The 18,892-nt window shown below is 74.6% G+C and carries 19 protein-coding genes; 6 read left to right on the top strand and 13 right to left on the bottom strand.

Translation table 11 applies throughout. From position 1 onward, the window contains the following. Nucleotides 1-30 precede the first annotated feature (30 nt). Nucleotides 31-582, bottom strand: coding sequence for an EF-hand domain-containing protein (locus AB0G50_RS24970; protein WP_360112739.1), 552 nt, complete (start codon nucleotides 580-582; stop codon nucleotides 31-33). Between the two features lie 226 nt (nucleotides 583-808). Here AB0G50_RS24970 and AB0G50_RS24965 point away from each other — a divergent pair, with 226 nt between their 5' ends. Continuing rightward, nucleotides 809-1,282 carry a hypothetical protein gene (locus AB0G50_RS24965; protein WP_360112737.1) on the top strand — a complete coding sequence of 158 codons (474 nt, stop codon included), beginning with the start codon at nucleotides 809-811 and terminating at the stop codon, nucleotides 1,280-1,282. Nucleotides 1,283-1,298: 16 nt separating this feature from the next. On the opposite strand, the gene AB0G50_RS24960 is transcribed toward AB0G50_RS24965, so the two are convergent. Genes AB0G50_RS24960 through AB0G50_RS24935 form a run of 6 tightly spaced genes read right to left on the bottom strand, consistent with a single transcriptional unit; the run spans nucleotide 1,299 to nucleotide 8,335 of the window. After that, the gene (locus tag AB0G50_RS24960) at nucleotides 1,299-2,492 is read right to left on the bottom strand and encodes a cytochrome P450 (protein ID WP_360112735.1); all 1,194 of its coding nucleotides are present in this window, start codon (nucleotides 2,490-2,492) and stop codon (nucleotides 1,299-1,301) included. Beyond that, a complete protein-coding gene (locus AB0G50_RS24955; RefSeq protein WP_360112733.1) occupies nucleotides 2,489-3,646 on the bottom strand; it encodes a cytochrome P450 in 1,158 nt (385 codons plus the stop codon). Before AB0G50_RS24955 ends, AB0G50_RS24960 begins: the two co-directional genes overlap by 4 nt. Further along, on the bottom strand, nucleotides 3,643-5,124 hold the full coding sequence (locus AB0G50_RS24950) for an FAD-dependent oxidoreductase (protein WP_360112731.1): 1,482 nt from the start codon (nucleotides 5,122-5,124) through the stop codon (nucleotides 3,643-3,645). Before AB0G50_RS24950 ends, AB0G50_RS24955 begins: the two co-directional genes overlap by 4 nt. Nucleotides 5,125-5,134: 10 nt before the next feature. Next, on the bottom strand, nucleotides 5,135-6,169 hold the full coding sequence (locus AB0G50_RS24945) for a class I SAM-dependent methyltransferase (RefSeq protein ID WP_360112729.1): 1,035 nt from the start codon (nucleotides 6,167-6,169) through the stop codon (nucleotides 5,135-5,137). Beyond that, nucleotides 6,162-7,109, bottom strand: a complete 948-nt coding sequence (locus AB0G50_RS24940) for a ferritin-like domain-containing protein (RefSeq protein WP_360112727.1) — start codon at nucleotides 7,107-7,109, stop codon at nucleotides 6,162-6,164. The genes AB0G50_RS24945 and AB0G50_RS24940 overlap by 8 nt, the downstream gene beginning before the upstream one ends. Next, the gene (locus AB0G50_RS24935; RefSeq protein ID WP_360112725.1) at nucleotides 7,106-8,335 is read right to left on the bottom strand and encodes a condensation domain-containing protein; all 1,230 of its coding nucleotides are present in this window, start codon (nucleotides 8,333-8,335) and stop codon (nucleotides 7,106-7,108) included. The genes AB0G50_RS24940 and AB0G50_RS24935 overlap by 4 nt, the downstream gene beginning before the upstream one ends. Nucleotides 8,336-8,404: 69 nt before the next feature. Between AB0G50_RS24935 and AB0G50_RS24930 the strand changes: the two genes are divergently transcribed. Next, nucleotides 8,405-9,397, top strand: a complete 993-nt coding sequence (locus tag AB0G50_RS24930; protein WP_360112723.1) for a methyltransferase — start codon at nucleotides 8,405-8,407, stop codon at nucleotides 9,395-9,397. Between the two features lie 11 nt (nucleotides 9,398-9,408). Here AB0G50_RS24930 and AB0G50_RS24925 read toward each other — a convergent pair whose 3' ends face one another. The 4 genes from AB0G50_RS24925 to AB0G50_RS24910 are packed head-to-tail and all read right to left on the bottom strand — an operon-like array spanning nucleotide 9,409 to nucleotide 11,806. Then, the gene (locus tag AB0G50_RS24925) at nucleotides 9,409-9,705 is read right to left on the bottom strand and encodes a hypothetical protein (RefSeq protein ID WP_360112721.1); all 297 of its coding nucleotides are present in this window, start codon (nucleotides 9,703-9,705) and stop codon (nucleotides 9,409-9,411) included. Nucleotides 9,706-9,723: 18 nt separating this feature from the next. Next, nucleotides 9,724-10,998 carry a hypothetical protein gene (locus AB0G50_RS24920; protein WP_360112719.1) on the bottom strand — a complete coding sequence of 425 codons (1,275 nt, stop codon included), beginning with the start codon at nucleotides 10,996-10,998 and terminating at the stop codon, nucleotides 9,724-9,726. After that, nucleotides 10,995-11,297 (bottom strand): type VII secretion target, encoded by a 303-nt coding sequence (locus tag AB0G50_RS24915; RefSeq protein ID WP_360112717.1) that lies wholly within the window; start codon nucleotides 11,295-11,297, stop codon nucleotides 10,995-10,997. The genes AB0G50_RS24920 and AB0G50_RS24915 overlap by 4 nt, the downstream gene beginning before the upstream one ends. 50 nt (nucleotides 11,298-11,347) lie before the next feature. After that, nucleotides 11,348-11,806, bottom strand: a complete 459-nt coding sequence (locus tag AB0G50_RS24910; protein ID WP_360112715.1) for a YbaB/EbfC family nucleoid-associated protein — start codon at nucleotides 11,804-11,806, stop codon at nucleotides 11,348-11,350. Nucleotides 11,807-12,003: 197 nt separating this feature from the next. On the opposite strand from AB0G50_RS24910, the gene AB0G50_RS24905 reads away from it, so the two are divergent. Continuing rightward, the gene (locus tag AB0G50_RS24905) at nucleotides 12,004-13,452 is read left to right on the top strand and encodes an APC family permease (protein ID WP_360112713.1); all 1,449 of its coding nucleotides are present in this window, start codon (nucleotides 12,004-12,006) and stop codon (nucleotides 13,450-13,452) included. A 7-nt stretch (nucleotides 13,453-13,459) separates the two neighbouring features. Here the strand turns inward: AB0G50_RS24905 and AB0G50_RS24900 are convergent, their stop codons facing one another. Further along, nucleotides 13,460-14,173, bottom strand: coding sequence for a phosphotransferase (locus AB0G50_RS24900; protein WP_360112711.1), 714 nt, complete (start codon nucleotides 14,171-14,173; stop codon nucleotides 13,460-13,462). A gap of 148 nt (nucleotides 14,174-14,321) precedes the next feature. Between AB0G50_RS24900 and AB0G50_RS24895 the strand changes: the two genes are divergently transcribed. After that, entirely contained in the window at nucleotides 14,322-15,470 is a 1,149-nt protein-coding gene (locus AB0G50_RS24895) for an acyl-CoA dehydrogenase family protein (RefSeq protein ID WP_360112709.1), read from the top strand. Nucleotides 15,471-15,486: 16 nt separating this feature from the next. Here AB0G50_RS24895 and AB0G50_RS24890 read toward each other — a convergent pair whose 3' ends face one another. Continuing rightward, nucleotides 15,487-16,974, bottom strand: a complete 1,488-nt coding sequence (locus AB0G50_RS24890) for a hypothetical protein (protein WP_360112707.1) — start codon at nucleotides 16,972-16,974, stop codon at nucleotides 15,487-15,489. A 290-nt stretch (nucleotides 16,975-17,264) separates the two neighbouring features. On the opposite strand from AB0G50_RS24890, the gene mppR reads away from it, so the two are divergent. After that, complete coding sequence (mppR, locus tag AB0G50_RS24885; protein ID WP_360112705.1) at nucleotides 17,265-18,062, top strand: enduracididine biosynthesis enzyme MppR; 798 nt, start codon at nucleotides 17,265-17,267, stop codon at nucleotides 18,060-18,062. 83 nt (nucleotides 18,063-18,145) lie between these two features. Beyond that, nucleotides 18,146-18,877 carry a polyprenol monophosphomannose synthase gene (locus tag AB0G50_RS24880; RefSeq protein WP_360112703.1) on the top strand — a complete coding sequence of 244 codons (732 nt, stop codon included), beginning with the start codon at nucleotides 18,146-18,148 and terminating at the stop codon, nucleotides 18,875-18,877. Nucleotides 18,878-18,892 lie beyond the last annotated feature (15 nt).

Raw genomic sequence — 18,892 nt, 5'->3', positions numbered from 1 at the left:
CGTCGCGCGGCGGCGCGTCCGGGACGTGGATCAGGCGCCCGACAGGGCGTTGGCGCGCGCGTTCGGGTCGCCGCTGGTGAAGAACTGGTGTACGTACTTGGTGTACTCGGCGCGGGACAGCGTGCCGTCGCGGTCGGTGTCCAGCTCCTGGAAGCTGCCGCGCACCTGCTCGGGGGACAGCCCCCAGCCGAGCTGGTGGGCGTTGAACTCCTCCTCGGTGATGCGGCCGTCGCCGTCGACGTCGGCGAGGGCGAACAGGCCGTCGACGTACGGGTCGAAGATGGCCTCCACGACGTCGTCGGGCGCGGTCTCGAGCAACCTCAGGTACTCGTCGCGGTCGATCGACTCGACCTCGCCGCCGCCCCTGAGCCTGCCGACCTCCCGGGTCAACCGGGCCCACACCTCGCGGGCCGAGGCCGCGAACGCCTGGTGGCGGCTGCCGTCCGCCTCGATGCCGAACTGCTCGACGACGCGGTCGATCAGCCCCTCCAGGTCGCCCGCGTCCACGGTTCCCGAACCGTTGACGTCGAAGTTGTCGAAGGTGCTGGCGTACTTCTGCCTGAGGACTTGGTTCGCGCTCACGGGGTTCCCCTGACTGTGCGATCGGGATGTCGACTCTCGACCTTAGGGCCTCGATGTCGGGTCCGAGGAAGACCCGACAAACAGGCTTCATCCGAACGGGAGGACGGACATCACCTGACTGCGGGAACCCCTTCGGCGGAGCAGCGGTCCGGATGTGCGCAGCGCGCGGGTGTTCGGGTGAGAAGTTCGCTCCATCGTGTAGTATTTTTGCGGACAGGAGGACGCGATGAGCAGCTACATCGTCACGATCGAGGAAAGCCAACCAGCCGATCGGGCTAAAGGCAGGACGCAGATCTGCATCGACCTGTCGTCCGGTCGGCCGCAGGTCACCCAGGTGCTGGTGACCGCCGGCAGCGGCGGCGGCCTCGGCACGGCGGACCTGACGGGTCGGGTCGACCTGGAGCAGCTCGCGTCGGCTTTCCTCGGCACCCCTCCCGCGACCGAACCCGACACCGCGCCGGACCGGCCGCGCCCGCGCCGGGCCACCGTCGCGCCTCCCGCGCCGGCCCCCGCGGCGAGCGAAACCGACGCGGCGACGCGGACCTACCGCAAGATGCCCGACCCGGCCGAGGTGCTGGCCGCGTACCGGGAAACCGGCAGCATCACCCGACTCGCCGAGCACTACGGCGTGCCGCGGCACACCGCCCAGGGCTGGGCGGGCAGACTGCGCAAACTCGGCTTCTCCATCGGCCGCGCCTGACCGCACCACCCGCCCGCTACCGGGGCACGAGGGTCACCGGCACGGTGGTGTGCGCGCGGAAGTTGGGGTGCGCCAGTCGTCGCGCGGGCCGGGCCGGGCGCAGTTCGGTCGCTCCGCGCGCCAGCACGTCCAGCACGCACTCGACCTCCACCCGTCCCAGCACGCGACCCAGGCAGTGGTGCGGGCCGCCGCCGAACGCGACGTGCGGGTTCGGCAGCCGGGTCACGTCGAACTCGTCCGGCCGGTCGAAGCGCGCGCCGTCGCGGTTGGCCGAGCCGAGCATGAGCAGCACCATCCGGCCCTCCCGGACCACCCGGTCGCCCACCTCCACCGGTTCCTCGGTCAGCCGCACGGTGTACTGCGCGGGCGGGTCGTAGCGCAGCAGCTCGTCCGCGGCGGACCCGACGAGGCCCGGGTCGGCGGTCAGCCGGGCGAATTGGCCGGGGTGCGCGGACAGCACCGCGAACGCCGACCCGATCACGTTCATGGTCGTCTCGAACCCGGCGAACAGCAGGAACACCACGTTGTCCACGGCGTCCTCGTGCGGCACGTCCGAGTGCGCCAGCACCGACAGCAGGTCGCCGCGCGGCCGGGCGCGCCGCTCGGCCAGCAGACCGCCCACCGCCTCCCGTAGCGCCGTGGTGAGCCGGTCGGCCTCGGCGACCTGGGCGGGCGTCGGCACCGCGTAGGGGATGAACACCCGACCCAGCCGCAGCGCGTCCGGCCACACCACCGCGCGCACCTCGGCCGGCAGGCCCACCACGTCGCCGATCAGCCGGGCCTGGAGCGGGAAGGCCACGTCGGCCACCGCGTCCACCACCGCCCCGTCCCGGCCGGGCGCGAGCAGGTCCGCGACGTGCGCCCGCAGCCCGGCCCGGCGGGCGTGCGCGGCGGCCGGGGTGGAGATCACGCCGAGGAGCGCGCGCAGCCGGGTGTGGTCCGGCGCGCGGCGGCCCGACAGCATGTGCGCGAGCAGCCCGTCCGCCGGACCGCCGCCGTAGGGCGACCGCGCCCGGTCCCGGTCGCGCGGGCCGTTGGCCAGCCGTCGGTCGCCCAGCAGCCGGGCCACGTCGGCGTACCGGGTCACGCCCCAGGTGCCGGGGCCGCAACGGCACAGCGGACCGGCGTCGCGCAGCCGCGCGTACGTCGGGTACGGGTCGTCCAGCACGTCGGGCGCGGTCGCGTCGAAGCGCGGTGGCAGCGCGGTCACCGCACCGCCACGGGCACGCTCGTGAAGCCGCGCAGGTTGGGGTGCGGTCGGCGCACCGCCGGGCCCGCCGGGGTGAACGCGGGCAGCGCGGCCAGCCGGGTGAACACCATCGCGCCCTGGGCGCGCGCCAGCACCGCACCGAGGCACGCGTGCACACCGGCGCCGAACGACAGGTGCGGGTTGGGGAACCGGTCGGGTCGGAACCGGTCCGGCTCGGGGAAGCGGCGCTCGTCGCGGTTCGCCGAACCGATCAGCAGCAGCACCGCCCGGCCCTCCCGCAGCGTGTGGTCGCCGACCCGCACCGGCTGCGAGGTCACCCGGGCGACCCACTGGATCGGCGCGTCGTGCCGCAGCACCTCCTCGACCAGACCCGGCACGCCGTCGGGGGTCAGCGCGCGCCACGCCTCCGGGTGCTCCAGCAGCGCCGCGCACCCGGCCGCGACCAGGTGCACCGCCGTCTCGTACCCGGCGAAGAACAGGAACACCGCGTTGTCCACGATCTCGTCGTCGGACAGGCCGCCCGCCGCGAGCCGGGACAGCACGTCCGCGCCGGGACGCGCGCGGCGGTCGGCGAGCAGGTCGCCCACGTAGGACCGCAGCCACGCCACCTCCGCCTCGTGCCCGGCGGCGACCAGCGGCACCTGGATGAACGCCCGGCCCACGACGACCGCCCGGGCGACCAGCTCCGCCCGGTCCGCCTCCGGCACGCCCACCAGGTCGCACGCCACGGCCGTTTGCAGCGGCAGCGCCAGGTCCGCCAGCGCGTCGAACCGGCCGACGTCGCGCGCCCGCGCCAGCACGGCGTCGGTGAACGCGGCGATACCGGCCCGCATCCCGCGCACGACGCCGGGCGTGAACGCCGCCGTCAGGGCGCGGCGGACCCTGGTGTGCGCGGGCGGTTCCAGGCCGGACACGATCGTCCGCAGCGCCGACTCGGGCGCGCCACCGGCCCGCGCGAACGCCCGCCGCGCGCTGTCCGGGAACTCGTGGCCCAACCGGCGGTCCCGCAGCAGCGCCGCGACGTCCTCGTGCCGCGTCACCGCCCACATCCCCGGCCCCGCCCTGGCCACCGGGCTCACCGCGCGCAGCTCGGCGTAGCGGGGGTACGGGTCGTCGCCGAGCGCGGGGTCGAAGCGGGGCGCGAGCGAGGTCATCCGGCCGCCGCTTCGCCCGCCAGCACGCCGAACACCAGCGCGACACCGATGCTCGCGCCGTTGGACGGCGTGCCGGGACCCAGCACGGCCGCGGCCGCGTTGCCCGCCGCGAACAGACCGGGCACCGGCTCGCCCGCCCAGTCGAGGACGCGGGCCCGCTCGTCGGTGCGAGGGCCGCCCTTGGTGCCGACCACGCCCACACCCAGCGGCACGGCGTGGAACGGCGGCGTGCGCACCGGTCCGAGCACCGGGTGCGGGGTGTCCCGGTCGCCGTTGAAGCGGTCGTACGGGGTGGCGCCGCGCCCGAAGTCGGCGTCCACCCCGGTTTCGGCGAACCCGGTGAACCGCTCGACGGTCGCGCGCAACACGGCCGGGTCGACCCCGATCGCCTCGGCCAGCGCCTCCGGGGTGTCGGCGGTGACGACGAAGGCCGGCACGTCCCGGCTGCCCGCGACGCCGTACCGGGCGGCGAAGTCCGCGTCCACCACCGCCCACGCGGGGCGGTGCGCGGGCCCGCCCGTCGCCGGGTCCACCACGTCGAACGCCAGCAACGCGTTGTGCGCCGACTCGTCCACGAACCGCCGCCCGGTCCGGTCCACCCACAGCGAGCCCGGCAGGCTCCGCTCGGCGAACAGCATCACCGGCTCGCCGTCGACCTCGGTCGCGGGCCACCGCCACGACCACCCCGTCGTGCCGATCCACGCGCCCGCCGACGCCGCGAGCCGCAACCCGTCGCCTCGGCACTCGGGCGCGGACAGCGGCAGCACCGGCTGGCCGTGGCCCGCCGCCACCAGCGCGGCGTCGTGCTCGAACCCGCCGGTGGCCAGCACGACCGCGCCGGGCGTCCAGTCCTCGCCGTGCTCGACGCCGACGACCTCGCGGCCGGCGCGGCGCAGCCCGGTCACCCGGACCCCGGTGCGCAACCGCACCCCGGCCGCCAGGCAGCCCCGCACCAGACCGACCACGAGGCCCTCGCCCATGGTGCGGTGGTCCTCGCGGCCGTCGAGCAGCCCGTCCGGCAACCGCCCGCCGAGGTGGGGGCGGTACCGGTCGAACTCGTCGTTGGTGATCACGCTGCGGTAGTGCGCCGGTCCGCGCACCCCCTCGACCCCGTCCAGCGCGACCGGCTCGACCTCCAGGTTGCGGTCGTCGCGGCCGTCCGGGTAGCTGTCCGGGTACCGCATGACGCGCCACCGCGCCGGCGTGTGCCGCTCCACGAACCCGACCGCACGCGGGCCGTGCCGCAGGAACACGTCCACCAGCGGGTTCGGCGCCAGGTGCGCGCGGCAGTAGGCCGCCGCGGACCCGTCGTCCTCGGCCAGGTGGTGGCCGGGCACCCACACCGCGCCGCCGGACGACGCGGTCGTGCCGCCCAGTTCGGGCGCGGCCTCCAGCACCGTCACCTCGGCGCCCGCCACCGCGGCGGCCAGCGCCGCGCTCAGTCCGGCCGCACCGGACCCGACGACCACGACGGACACGACGTACCTCCTAACCCACCGCCAGGTAGAGGCGGTGGAACCGGTGTCGGGCGGGCAGCACCTCCACGTCGGAGAAACCCGCCTGCCTGGCGTACTCGCGCAGCCGGTCCGGCCGCAGCACCGCGCCCGTCGCCGCCGAGGGACGCGTCCGCATCCCCGCCGGGAGGCAGTGCAGGACGCTGACCGCGTACAGGAACCGCTCGACCTCGTCGCCGGGCGCGGTGAACGCGTGCGCGGCGCGCGGTTCCATCAGCAGCACCGCGCCCCGGTCGGTCCGCAGCGCCCGGCACGCGCGCAGCACCTCGACGGGGTGCGGCATGTCGTGCAGCGCGTCGAACAGGCACACCAGGTCGTACCGCTCGGGAACGGGATCGGCCACGTCGCGCACCCGCACCCGCACCCGGTCGGCGACCCCGCGGGCCCGCGCGGTGGCCGTCGCGGCGGCGACCGCGCCGGGGTCGAGGTCGAACCCGTGCACGACGGCCAGCGGGAACTCCTCGGCCAGGGCGGCGGTCGACCAGCCGGCCCCGCAGGCGAGGTCGGCGATCCGACCGCCGTGCTCGCGCAGCCGCCGGTGCAGGCCCGGCAACCCCGACCGCAGCCAGCCGGGCAGGTCGTGCCGGAACACCGCCCGGTTGAACCCGCCCCGGTCCGCCGCCTCGCCGAAGGAGTCCACCCCGCCGCCGGTCCGGAACGCCTCCACCAGGTCCGGCAGCGCCGCCGCGATGCCACCGACCGGCAGCAGCGCCAGAGCGGCCACCGAGGTGGGGGAGTCGGGGTCGGTGAGCGCCGCGGCGTGCCCGGGCGGCAGCGCGTACACCCCCTCCCGCACGGTCAGGATCCCGGCCACCGCCTGCTGTTCCAGCCACTCCCGCGCGTACCGGGCGTCCACGCCGGCGCGCTCGGCCAGCCCGTCCGGTGTGGCCGGGTCGTCGCGCAGGTGCTCGTACAGGCCCAGGCGCGTCCCGAGGTAGCACGACATCAGCTCGGCGCACGCCAACCCGGCCTGGAACAGCCGCTGGGACAACGCCACCGCGTCATCCACGGCCCACCACGCCCAGCAGCCCCAGCCCGTCCAACCCGGACCGCACCCGGTCGGTCAGCAGCCCCACGCCCCGCAACGCGGCCACCACCTTGGCGAACACCGCCGTGCGGTACCGCGCCATCAGCGGGTCCCGCTCGGCGAACCGCGCGCCGTCCGCCGCCGGCACGTCCAGCCGCTCCCACACGTCGCCCAGCAGGAACCGGCGGCGCATCAGGCTCGCCGACTCCAGCACCAGTTCCTCCCGCTCGGCCAACTCCGCGCTGCCCAGCGCCTCGTACACCGGGCGCAGCGCCAGCACGCCGAACGTCACGTGCCGCGCCTCGTCCCTGGCCACCAGCGCGGTGATGCGGCGGATCAGCGGGTCGTGGAAGGTCTGCCCGGCCATCCGGAAGGCGGCCATCGCCAGCGCCTCCACGATCACCTGCATGCCCAGCGCCGTGACGTCCCAGCGGGAGTCGGCGAGCACGTCGCCGATGAGCGCGCGCAGCGTGGCGGTGATCGGGTACGGGTGCGGCGTCTTCTCGGCGAGGTAGCGGGCGAACACGTCGACGTGCCGCGCCTCGTCGGCGACCTGGCTCGCGGCCGCGAGCTTCGCGTCCGTGCCGGGCACCAGTTCGAGCACCCGCGCGGCGGCGACCAGCGCGCCCTGCTCGCCGTGCAGGAACTGGCTGACCATCCAGCCCTGGAACTCCCACCGGAACGCGGTCCACGCGTCGGGGCCCCGTGCCGCCAGGGGCGAGGCCGCGAACGCCGCCAACCCGGCGGGCGAGTCGGCAGGCAGCGGCTCGCCGAAGGGCACCGGCGTCGCCCAGTCCAGATCGCCGGCGCTCCAGGACGCCCGTTCCGCCTGGTCGTACAACCCCCGCACGCGCGGGGCCTCCCCGCCGTAGGTCCAGTCCAGCCGCGCGGCGACCGACGCGGGCACCACCAGCGGCGTCACGCGACCACCGCCGGCACCAGCCGGTCCAGCGGTGTCGCGGGCCGGGCCGCGACGGCGGCCGCCAGCGCGGTGTACCCCGTCAGCACGGTGCGGGCGAACGGCTCCGGCACCCGGCCGGGGTTGTAGAACAGCACGGCCCGGAACCCGCCGTCGGCCGGCACCAGCGCGAGTTCCAGGTCGAACCGGCTCGCGACGCCGTCGGGCACCAGCGCCCGCGCCTCCACCGCGCCCGCCCGCACCGCCCGCACCGGGTCCGGCAGCACCTGGAACACCACGTCCGTCGCGGCCGACCGGTCGTCGCCGCCGAGCGTGTGCACCGGCAGCGACTGGTGCACGAACGCCTCGGCGACCGTGCGGCCGGTGGCCCGGACCAGGTCCGCGTAGCTGCCGCGCGCGGGCACGACCGTCCGCAGCAGCACCATGTTCGCCAGGAAGCCGACCGTGCCGCGGCTCTCCGGGCGGACCCGGTTGGCGAACAGCGACGCCACGGTGAGGTCGGCCCGGTCGGTCACCGTCGCCAGCAGCGCGTAGTACACCGCCAGCGCCGCGCCGAACACCGTCGTGCCGCACTGCCGCGCCAGTCCGCGCAACCCGCGCGCGGTGGCGGCGTCGACGTCGGCGGTGAGCGACGCGGTGCCCCGCTCGCCGGTGGCCGCGGGCAGCGGGGGAGGGGTCGCGCCGGCCAGGTGCCGCCGCCAGTACTCCCGCTGCGCGGCCTGGGGTTCGGCGCGCTGCCACGCGGTGAAGTCCGCGTACTGCCAGGCGGGCGGTGGCAGCGGACGGCCGTCGAGCAGCGCGGCCAGTTCGTCGAACAGCACCCGGTTCGACCAGGCGTCGGTGACCAGGTGGTGCAGGTTGAGCAGCAGCAGGTGGTCGTCGGGCGCGGCGCGGAACACGGTGGCGCGCACCAGGTCGCCGTGCGGCGACAGGCGTTCGCGCACCGCGTCCGCCACCTCCGCGGCGCTCGTGGCGAACCGCGGCGCGAGGTGCCCGGTGCCGGCGTGGACCTGTTGGCGCAGACCGGCTCCCCGGCCGGTGAACCGGGTGCGCAGCGACTCGTGCCGGTCGGCCAGCCCGCGCAGCGCGTTCGTCAGCGAGGTCGGGTCCAGCGGACCGCGGAGCCGGCACAGCAGCGGGCAGTTGAGCGCGCCCTCGGCGCCCCGGTGGTGGTCCAGGAGCCACAGCAGCCGCTGCCCGGTCGACGCCGGGCTGTCGCGGGTCACCATGCGCCGGACTATAGCGGGTGTCGGGTTGCGCGCCGGACCCGACATGTCGGGTCCGCTAGGCTCGGCGCCGTGCCGGAAACCGACATCGCCGCGCTCGCCGACCTGTTCACCCCGATGGCCCTGCGCGTCGCCGCGACCCTGCGCGTCGCCGACCACCTGAGCGCCGGGCCCCGCTCGGTGGCGGACCTCGCCTCGGCGTCCGGCGCGCGGGCCCGCGAGCTGGACCGGGTGTTGGCCCACCTGGCGTGCCGCGGCGTGTTCGACGCCGTGTCGCCGGGGGTGTACGCGCTCAACGAGGCGGCCGAGGTGCTGCGGTCCGACGACCGGGGCGCGCTGCGGATGTGGCTGGACGCGGACGGCGCGGTGGGGCGCAGCGAACTGGCGGTGTGGGACCTGCTCACGACGGTCCGCACCGGCGAGCCGCCCTACCCCCGGGTGTACGGCCGGGACCTGTGGCGCGACCAGGCGGCGAACCCGCACCTGGCCCGGTCGTTCGCCGACCAGATGCGGGTGAAGTCGGAGTGGTCGGCGCCGGCGATCGCGGCGTCCCGCCCGTGGCGCGGCCACGTGGTCGACGTGGGCGGCGGCACGGGTCGGCTGCTGGTCGAGATCCTCGCCGCCGCGCCCGCCGCGCGCGGAACCCTGCTGGAGCTGCCGGAGGTCGTGGCGCCCGCGCGGGCGCTGGTGGCCGAGTTCGGCCTGGCGGACCGCTGCGCGGTGGTGGCCGGCGATTTCACCGTCGACGTGCCGCGCGGTGACACGGTCGTGCTGTCGGACGTGCTGAACGCCGTGGACGACGAGGAGGTCGCCCTGCTGCTGCGCCGCTGCGCGCGGGCGTGCGCCCCGGACGGCGAGGTGGTGGTGGTCGAGCTGATCGACACGGGTTCGGTCGACCGCCGGTTCTTCACCGAGATGGACCTGCGGGTGCTGGTGTGCTCCGGTGGCCGGATGCGCACGCTGGCGGAGGTCGCCGCGTTGGCCGAGGCGGCGGGGCTGCGCGTCACGACCACCACCCCGACCTCGATCGGCTACACGGTGGTCGAACTGCGCCCGATCCGCTGACGCCCGCGACCTCAGCCGGTCCAGTCGCGCAGGTACTCGGGGAAGTCGACGTCCTCGACCGCGTCGCTGCCGATGGTCCGGTACTCGGCGATCGCGGTGAACTCGGGCTGGAAGCTCGTGACGACCCGGACCGGGCCGTCGCCGTAGTCGGCGAGGAACTTCCACAGGGCGCGGGTCAACTCGGGGTTCCGGGAGTTCTGCGAACCGTCGTGGAAGTGGTCCACCGACCCGTCCGCCGCCCGCACCGGTTTGCCGAGTCCGAGCTTCACCCGGTGTCGATCGCTGAGCAACCAGGCCGACTCACTCACGCGTGCTCCTCGTTTCGCTCACCTGGGCGGAAGACGATTGCCGAGAGTGTATCGACCGACCTCGCGGCCGTTCACGTCCCGCACCACCAGTGTCACGTCGGTGTACTTGTCGAGTCCCGCGCCGGGGCGCTGGCCCTGCCACCGCCGGACCCAGGTCTCCGCGTCGGTGCCCGCCGGGACCTGGAACCACACCTCGCCGTTGCGCCGCACCTGCTTGGTGGCGTGGGTGAGTTCGCTGTTGAACGAGGCGTACGTGCCGTCCGACGCCTTGGCCTCGCGTCGTCCGACGATCTCGCCGTCGGCGTCGCGGAACACGACGTCCGCGCCCTCGCCGCCCGGTCCGGCGACCTCCGGTCTGGTGCCGGGCGGGCCGCCGCGCAGCATCGCCTCCGCGTTCTGCCGGGTCAGCGGGAAGTTCGGGTTGCTGTCCCCGAGCAGTTCGCCGACGAGCCGCTCCCGCTCGACCTCCGGCAGGCTGTCGAACGGATCGCCGGCCGAACCGGGCGGCTTGTGCGGGTCCCGGGACGGCTTGGTCCGACCACGGCGGGCGAGTTCGTCCAGCTTCTTCCCGATCCGCGCGAACAACTCCTTGAGCCTGCGCAGCAGCGGAACGAGCTTTCCCAGCGCGCGCACCAGGTTCTTCACCAGTTGCGCGATGCGGGCACCCCACTTGGCGGTGGCCGTCGCCGCCTGGACCGCCACGACGATCGCGCCCGCGACGGTCATCGCCTCGACCGCCCAGACCACGAGCCGCCCCACCAGGTCGGCGATCGTGTCGCGCACGTTCTCCCGGACCACCGCGACCAGCAGCCCCGCCAACTCGACGGCGGAGGCGAGTCCGTCCGCACCCTCCGCGGCCGCGCCGAGCAGTGCCGCGGTGTCGGCGGCGCGGGCCCGGTAGGCCTCGGCGGCCTGACCGCTCCAGCCCGCCGTGTCCGCGACCGACTCCCGCTGGAAGGCCGTCCGCACCTCGCCGACCGCGACCGAGATCCGCTTCCAGGTCGCGGCCTGCGCCGCCACGGCGTCCGCGTGGCCCGCCAGGTCGTCCAGCACCCGCTTGAGCGGCGCGACGTGCTCCATGACGAACGACAGCAGGTTGGACGCGACGGAGCCCAACGGGTCCACCACGATGCTGAGCGCTTCCAGTCCGGTGGTGAGCGCGCCGAGTTCGACGTCCAGCCAGGAACCGCTCTTGATGCCGTCCACCAGGTCCGAGACGGCCTCGGCGATCCCGATCCCCGTGTACCACTCGGTCGACGGCTTGACGGGCGCGACGAGCGGGTTGTCGGTCACCGGACGCCGATCCCGGAGAACCCGCGCCCGATGGCCTCGTCCTCGGTCTCGTAGGTCGCCGCCGTGTCGCGCAGCTTCGCCGCGATCGCGAAGAGACCGCTGCGCGCGGACTCGAGGGCGGTGCGGGCGACCTCCTCCAGGTCGTTGAACACCGGTGGGAGGAACGCGCAGATCCTGCCGTAGGTCCGGTCGGACATGGCGTACCCGGCGGCGTCGACCGCTTGGCCGAGCACGGTGCTGTGCCCTTCGACCTTGTCCGCGTGGGCCCGCAGTTCGCCGGCCGATACGTCGAAACCCACCGTGCCTCCTCGTGGAACGCCGTGTGTGGAACGCCGTCCGTGGAACCTCGTCAGTGGAAGACCGAACCGTCGACGTCCTCGTCGGGGTCCCGCCGCTCGGGCCGTTGCGCCGGCCGTTCCTCGGGTGCGCCGAACTTCTCGCGGTAGTAGCCGGTGACCCGCCGGGCGCCGTCCCCGCCGACGGTCTCGTCGGCGACCAGACCGACCTGCTCGGCGATGCGCGACCGCGCCTGCCCGACGGCGGCCAGCAGCTGCCGGCCCAGCTCCTCCGGCGTGACGTCCGCGATCCTCCGGGTGAACCGCGCGTCGACCAACGCGCCGTCCGCGTCCACCGTGACGGTGACCGAGCCGTCGGCGCTGGTCGCGCTCAGCCGCACGTCCTCCACCCGGCGTTGCAACTCCTGGTAGTGCCGGGCGTTCTGCTCCAGGTCGGCGACCCACCTGTCCAAGCCGGCCTCGATCGCCGCCGGGTCACCGGAGAGCACGTCCTTCGGCATCGCCTCGCTCACGGTGCGCGACGCTACCGATCACGTTCCGCGGTGGCCCCGGAAACCGACCGGATCATCCATCCGGACGCGTCGCCCGGGATCGGGGTCCGACGACCCGGTGGCGGCCCGCGTCCGGAGTGTCGTGGGTCACGTAGGAGCAAGACGTGTGCGCGCTACGCCAACCCGGCGCGGGACGGGCGGCTGAATACTCGCCGACCATGGATCACAGCGAGTCCTCGGACGGCACGGCGCTGGCGCGCGGTGTGCTCGGCGTGCCCGGCATCGTCTTCCTCGTGCTGGCCGCGGTCGCGCCGTTGACCGGGATGGTGGTGATCGCGGCCCTCGGCATCGCGCTCGGCAACGGCGGCGGGATGGTGGTGGCGTTCGTCGCGGCGACGGTGGTGTTGCTGCTGTTCGCCGTCGGCTACGCGCAGATGTCGAAGAGCCTGACCAACGCCGGAGGCTTCTACGCGTTCGTGGTGCGCGGGCTGGGGCGGACGTTCGGGTTGGTCGCCGGGTTCATCGCGATGCTGGGCTACAACTGCTTCGTCGCGGGCGCGATCGGCACCAGCGGGTTCTTCACCGCCACCGGGATCGCGGAGGTGTTCGGGCCCGACCTGGACTGGGCGGTGTGGAGCGCGCTGTCGGTGGTGGCGGTGTTCCTGCTCGGGCGGCGCGGCATCGACGTCAGCGCGCGGGTGCTCGCGGTGTGCCTGGTGCTGGAGGTGTCGATCCTGCTGGTGCTGGACGTCAGCGTGCTGGTGCGGCACGGGTTCTCGCTGTCGGTGTTCGTGCCGTCGGTGGTGGTGCAGGGTGCCGGCGGGTTGGCGTTGTTGTTCGCGGCCAACGCTTTCATCGGGTTCGAGGCGACGGCGCTGTTCGGCGAGGAGGCCAAGGACCCGCACCGGACGATCCCCCGGGCGACCTACCTCGCGATCGGGTTCATCGGGATCTTCGCCGCGGTCACCACCTGGGCGGTGGTCAGCGCGATCGGCGTCGAGCAGGCCCAGGACGTCGCGCTCGCGCACCTGTCGACCGGCGACCTGGTGTTCTCCGTGTCGCGGGAGTACCTGGGCGAGGCGTTGACCAAGGTGATGACGCTGTTGCTGGTCGTCAGCCTGTTCGCCGCGCTGCTGGCCCTGCACAACTCGGCCACCCGCTACCTCTACGCGCTGGGCCGGGTCGGCGTGCTGCCGCGGGCGTTGGGGCGCACCCACCAGGGCACCGGCGTGCCGCGTCGGGCCGCGGTCGTGCAGCTGGCGTTCGCCTCGGTGGTGGCGCTGGTCTTCCGGCTGGCGGGTCTCGACCCGGTGACCGCGCTGACCGCGAGCATGACCGGCCTCGGCACGCTCGGCATCCTGGTGCTCCAGTTCCTCGCGGCGGTGGCGATCGTGGTCCACTTCCGCCGGGTCGGCGACCGCCGGTTCGTGCGCACGGCGCTGGCGCCCGGCCTCGGCGCGCTGGGGCTGGCCGTCATCGTGGGCCTGGCGATCGCGAACTTCCCGACGCTGGCCGGTTCGGACAACCTGGTCATCGCCCGGTTGCCGTGGCTGCTGCCGATCGTCGCGGCGGCGGGTCTGGCGACGGCCTGGTGGCTGCGCCGGCATCGGCCCGCGGTCTACCGGGCGCTGAGCACCGACCTGGAACGCGATCCCGCCGTCGAGTAGGCCCGCGTCACCGCCGGGCCTCCAGGACGGCGATCTCGGGCCGCGGGTCGAAACCGTGTTCGACCAGCCAACGCACGACCAGCAGGCAGCGCAACGACCACCACGCGTGGATCAGCCCGGTGTCGACGTCCGCGTCGTAGCCGGCGAGGACGTCGGCCAGGCGCTCCTCGCGTCCGAGGGTGAGCGTGGCCAGGTCGGACAGCGCGTCGCCCGGTGCCGCCTCGGACCAGTCGAGCACCCCGGTGATCGCGTCGCCGTCGGCGAACACGTGCGAGGCCTGGAGGTCGCCGTGGGTGAACACCGGTGTCCACGGGCGGAGCGCGGTGTCGGCGAGTCGGCGGTTGCGGGTGAGCAGGTCGGCGGGCAGGACGTCGTCGGCGGCGAACCACGCGCACTCGCGGTCGAGCCGGGCCGCGATCTCCTCGGGGCTCGGACCGGGCCACGGTGGTGGCGGCGCGTCGTGCAGCGCCCGTGCGGCGGCACCCGCCGCGGCCCACGCCGCCGGTGACGCGGTCGAGTCGAGCGCGGTTCCCGGGAGGGCGGCGAGCGCGAGCACGGGCGGCGCGCGCCACAGGACTCGCGGGGTCGGCACCGGTGCCAGGGCCATCGCTTCGACCTCGGCGTCCGCGCGCGCCCGGTCGGCGTCGACCTTGAGGAACACCTCGCCGACGCGCAGGGTCGCGCGTTCCCGGTGGGCCACGACGATCTCGACTTCCGCCACGTGGACCAGTGTCCCGCGCTCGTCGTGCCGTCGGTCCCGGGGTGGGCGACCGTTCGGGTGTCGTGGCCGTCCGGCCCGGCGTCGCGGATGATCTCCTGTGGCACAGTGGGATCCGGGTGTCGGCGGTCGCGAGCACGGGGGGTTGTCCATGCCGGATCTCGTGGACCGGGTGCGTGCCGTGGTGCCCCTGCTGCGGGCCAACGCGGCGCGGTGCACCGCCGAGCGCCGGGTGCCCCGGGAGAACCTGGACGCGTTGCGGGCCACCGGTCTCTTCCGGGTCGCGCTGCCGCGGCACCTGGGTGGGGTCGAGTGCGACGTGCGCACGAAGCTGGCCGCGCTCGTCGAGGTGGCCCGGGGCTGCGGGTCGACCGCCTGGGTGTCGACCATCTACCTGGACTGCGTCTTCCTGTGCACGAAGTTCCCCGACGAGGTGCAGCGCGAGGTCTTCGCCGACCCGGAGGCGTTCCACTGCGCGACGTTGGCCCTGCCGGGCCGGGCGGTGGCGGTCGAGGGCGGCTACCGGGTGTCCGGGCGCTGGCCGTTCAACAGCGGCTGCCTGGGCGCGACGTACCTGCTCCACCCGGCCGTCGTGGAGGGCGGCGAGCCGACCCTGTTCCTGCTCTCCGCGCGGGACGTGACGATCGAGGACGACTGGCACGTCAGCGGGTTGGAGGGCACGGGCAGCAACACGGTGTCGGCGCGGGAGGTCTTCGTGCCGCACCGCCACGCGATCCGCTCGGCCGACCTGCTGGACCCGGACCACCGCAGCGAGCGCAACGCGGCCGAGGGCTATCCCCGCTACCCGGCGCTGTCCTACCTGATCACCAGCGCGGCCGGCACCTTCCTCGGGCTCGCGGAAACCGCGTACGAGCTGTACCTCGAGCGCCTGCCCCGCCGCGGCCCGGTCGCGTTCACCGGCTACGCCCACCACCGCGACGCCGCGATCACCCACCACCACGTCGCCGAGTCCAGGCTGAAGATCGACGCGGCCCGGCTGCTGGCGGACCAGGCTGCGGGTCTGCTGGACGAGCGCGTGGCGGCGGACGCGCTGTGCGACCCGGCCGACAGGTCCAGGATCTGGGGCCAGGTCGCCTACACGGCCCAACTGTGCGCCGAGGCCGTCGAAACGCTCCGCCGCGCCTCGGGTGCGTCGGGCATCGCCACCACCTTCCCGCTCTTCCAGGTGGCGCGGGACATCCAGGCCTTGACGACCCACGCGACCCTGACCCCACCCACGGGCATCGAGCACTACGGCCGCGCGCTGTGCGGCCTGGAGCCGAGCACCCCGCTGCTCTAGCCGTGACGCGGGCGGCTCACGAGCCGGCGAGCGCGTCCAGCCAGGCGCCGAAGGTGGTCTTCCGCGCGAGCGGGGTGTCCTTGAGCGCGGCCAGGTTCCGCCAGTGTCGAAGATCGTCGCCGCACGTCCGGGCGATGGACCGGGCGACCTCGGCCGCCTGCTCGGCGCTCTCCAGCACGAGGACGGCGGGCAGCTCGCGGAGGACGTCGGCGGTGGTGAACCGCGACCTCAGCAGTCCGGCGCACGTGGCGTCCCGCTGGGCGGCGCGTCCTCGCAGGTGCCGCAGGTGCCCGCGCAGTGCCGCGACCGGATCCGGCAGTGTGGCCAACTCCTCGTCGGAGGGCACCGCGACGATCACCGGCTCACGCGCGACCGCGGCGGACCGCAACCGGTCGAGGTGGTCCCGGGCCGCCTGTTCCAGGGCCGGATCCCGGTGCGGGACAAGCACTTCCAGCGCGTGCCGGTCGAGCGTCGGCAGCACGGCGAGGAGCGCGTCCACCGGCACCCGCGGGTTGGCGCCCAGCGCCGCGACGGCCCGGGCCCGTTCGTCGTGCCACAGCGCGAGATCGCGGTCCGGTGCCTTCGCCGCGCCGAGCGCGGTGACCGCCGCGGCGAGGTGCTCGGGATCGGAGCCGAGTTCCGCGAAGGCCGTGATCTCCGCCCAATCGGGTCCGGTGTGCTTCCACCCCGAAGCCCGCCACCCGTCCTCGACCACCTCCCGGGCCACCCGCGCCAGGTCCTCCGGCGCCAGTTCGCGGATTCGGGGATGGCGCCTCACCCACTCCGCGGTCTGCCGAAGCCGGACACCGGTGAGAAGTTCGTTCGGCTTCCGCCGCAGCGCTTCCGAGGTGACGGTGGGCAGGCAGGCCAGGAGAACCGCGTCGGGCAACCCGTCGGCGTGGTCGAGCAGGACCTGCCGCAGGTCGGCGCCGTGGTCGGGGTCCTCCGCGTGCCGGACCCACCGCTCCGGGTCGGGTTTCACCAGGTGCCACAGCCGTTCGCGCCGGACGCCCTCCGCCGCGGTGGCCTGGTCGAGCGCCCGGTCCCGCTGCCACCGGTTCATGCCGGACAGGTCGAGCGGCGGGTGCGGCTCGGCGAGCACGGCCCGCACCAGCGCCGAGCGCACCTCCGGTGGCAGCGGCTCGCCGAACTCGCGCTCCCACTGGTATTCCACGGTGGTCGTCATCGCGGGCCGGAGTCGTCCGGCCAATCCGACCGCGTCGGCGCGCCGGCCGTTCGCCGCGCACAACACCACCAGCGCGGGCGTCGCGCCGTGCTTCTCGACCGCGGCCCGGAACAGCTCGTCCGCCCAGGGCAACGCCCGCAACACCTGCTCCAGCAGGAATTCGGGCACCTCGCGCACGAGGTCGACCCGGATGTCGGCCGGCACGTCGTCCCGCTCGGCGAGTTCGACCAGCACGTGCGGTTCGAGGTCGGCCAGTGCGACGACGGCGCCCCGCCGTTGGCCGGTGGACAGGTCGTCCAGGGAGACGAGTGCGGTCAACGCCGGGTACACCACCCGCCCAGCTTGGCACAGCGGCGCACGGTGGCCCCGAAGTGCCGGCGGACGTGCTCGACCCTCCGGTGCCGGCCGCGGTTCGTGCCGCCCGCCGACGTCGACGTGCCGGAGAACGGGTTTTCCTTGTGCCGGTGCGGGTTGCCGGACCGAACCAGTGGCCGGAGGCGCCTGCGCGGCCGGCTGTTTTCCCCTAGCGTCGCCACATCCGACGACCGCACCGCCGCAGGCGCGCCTGGCCGCGGTGCGAGTCGCACTTCGCCGCAGAGGAGCACGGTGTGACCGCCAACGCCCCCAGAACCCTCGCCGGCTACAGCCTTCCGCTGTCGCCGTCCGGTCGGGCCTCGATGCTGACCCCGCCGCCGTGGCACTTCTCCGGGGAGGTGCTGATGGTCGACTACCGGGTCGACCCGGACGCGGCCGCCGCGTTCCTCCCGGACGGGCTCGACCCCGGCGCGGATCCCGGCGCCGCGGCGGCGGTGTTCGCGCAGTGGCAGTGGTGTTCCGCGTCCGGCGCCGAGCGCGACCACCCCGCGCGCAACCAGTTCGGGGAGTTCCTGGTGCTGCTGGCGTGCGAGTTCCGCGGCCGGCCCATGGCCCGCTGCCCGTTCGCCTGGGTGGACCAGCCGGTGCCGATGGTGCGGGGCTGGGTGCAGGGGATGCCCAAGCAGTTCGGCGTCGTCCACCAGAGCCGACCGGCGCTCGTGGGCGTCGGCGGGCCGAAGTTGGCTCCGGGCGGTCGTTTCACGGGTTCGCTCTCGGTGTTCGGCGAACGGGTGGTGTCCGCGTCGGTCACCGTGTCCGGTCTCGCCGAGCACCCGCCGCCGCTGCACACCGTGCCGCTGGCGCACACGCTGCACTTCCCCGACTGGGACGGCGGGGGCGCGCCGGAGCGGCTGGTCGCGTCGGCGGTCGAGGACGTGGAGTTCTCCGAGGTGTGGACCGGCCCGGCGCGCCTGGAGTTCGGCGCCGCGGCGCGGGAGGACCTCGGCGCGCTGGCGCCGGTCGAGGTGGGCGCGGGCCACCTGTTCGCCTACGGCGAGACCCTGCTCGGCGGCACGCCGCTCGTGGGCTGACCCGGCAAGTCGGGTGGTCCACGCCGCGGTCCGATACGGTCTCGGCACCGAAGCAGGATTCCGCGCAACCCTCGAGGACGACGATGGAACCGGTGCCAGGCAAGGTCACGGTGGTCGTGCCGACCTACGACGAGCGGGAGAACCTGCCCGTGCTGGTCGACCTGCTCGCCGATCTCGGACTGCCCGACCTGCACGTCCTGGTGGTGGACGACAACTCGCCCGACGGCACGGGTGAGGTGGCGGACAAGCTCGCCGTCGAGGCCCGGATCCCGCTCTCCGTGCTGCACCGCACGGAGAAGGACGGCCTGGGCCGCGCCTACGTGGCGGGCATCCTCCGTGCCCTCGCGGAAGGCGCCGACACGGTGATCCAGATGGACGCCGACCTCTCCCACCCGACGAGCGCGATCCCGGCCATGCTCGAGGTCCTGCGCACCTCGGACGCGGCGGTGGTCATCGGTTCCCGTTACGTGCCGGGAGGTTCGGTCTCCGGCGAGTGGAAGTGGCACCGCAAAGCGCTGTCGCTGTGGGCGAACACCTACGTGAACGCGGTCCTGCGACTCCACGTGAAGGACGCCACGGCCGGCTTCAAAGCGTGGCGCGCCACCACTCTCCGGCAGATCGACGTCGCGTCGGTTCGCAGCAACGGGTACGCCTTCCAGGTCGAGCTGAACCACCGCGTGGTGCGCCGGGGCCTGCGCGTCGCGGAAGTCCCGATCCGGTTCGAGGAACGCGCCGAGGGCACCTCCAAGATGAGCCTGGCGGTCCAACTCGAGTCCGCCTGGATGCCGTGGAAGCTGTTGTTCGGGAAGAACTGACGCGGGCCTCGCGGC

Origin of the sequence: Actinosynnema sp. NPDC020468 (assembly GCF_040642015.1) — a bacterium.
GTDB lineage: Bacteria > Actinomycetota > Actinomycetes > Mycobacteriales > Pseudonocardiaceae > Actinosynnema.
The sequence above is the reverse complement of the archived record's forward strand: the minus strand, read 5'-3'. Positions and strand labels throughout refer to the sequence as shown.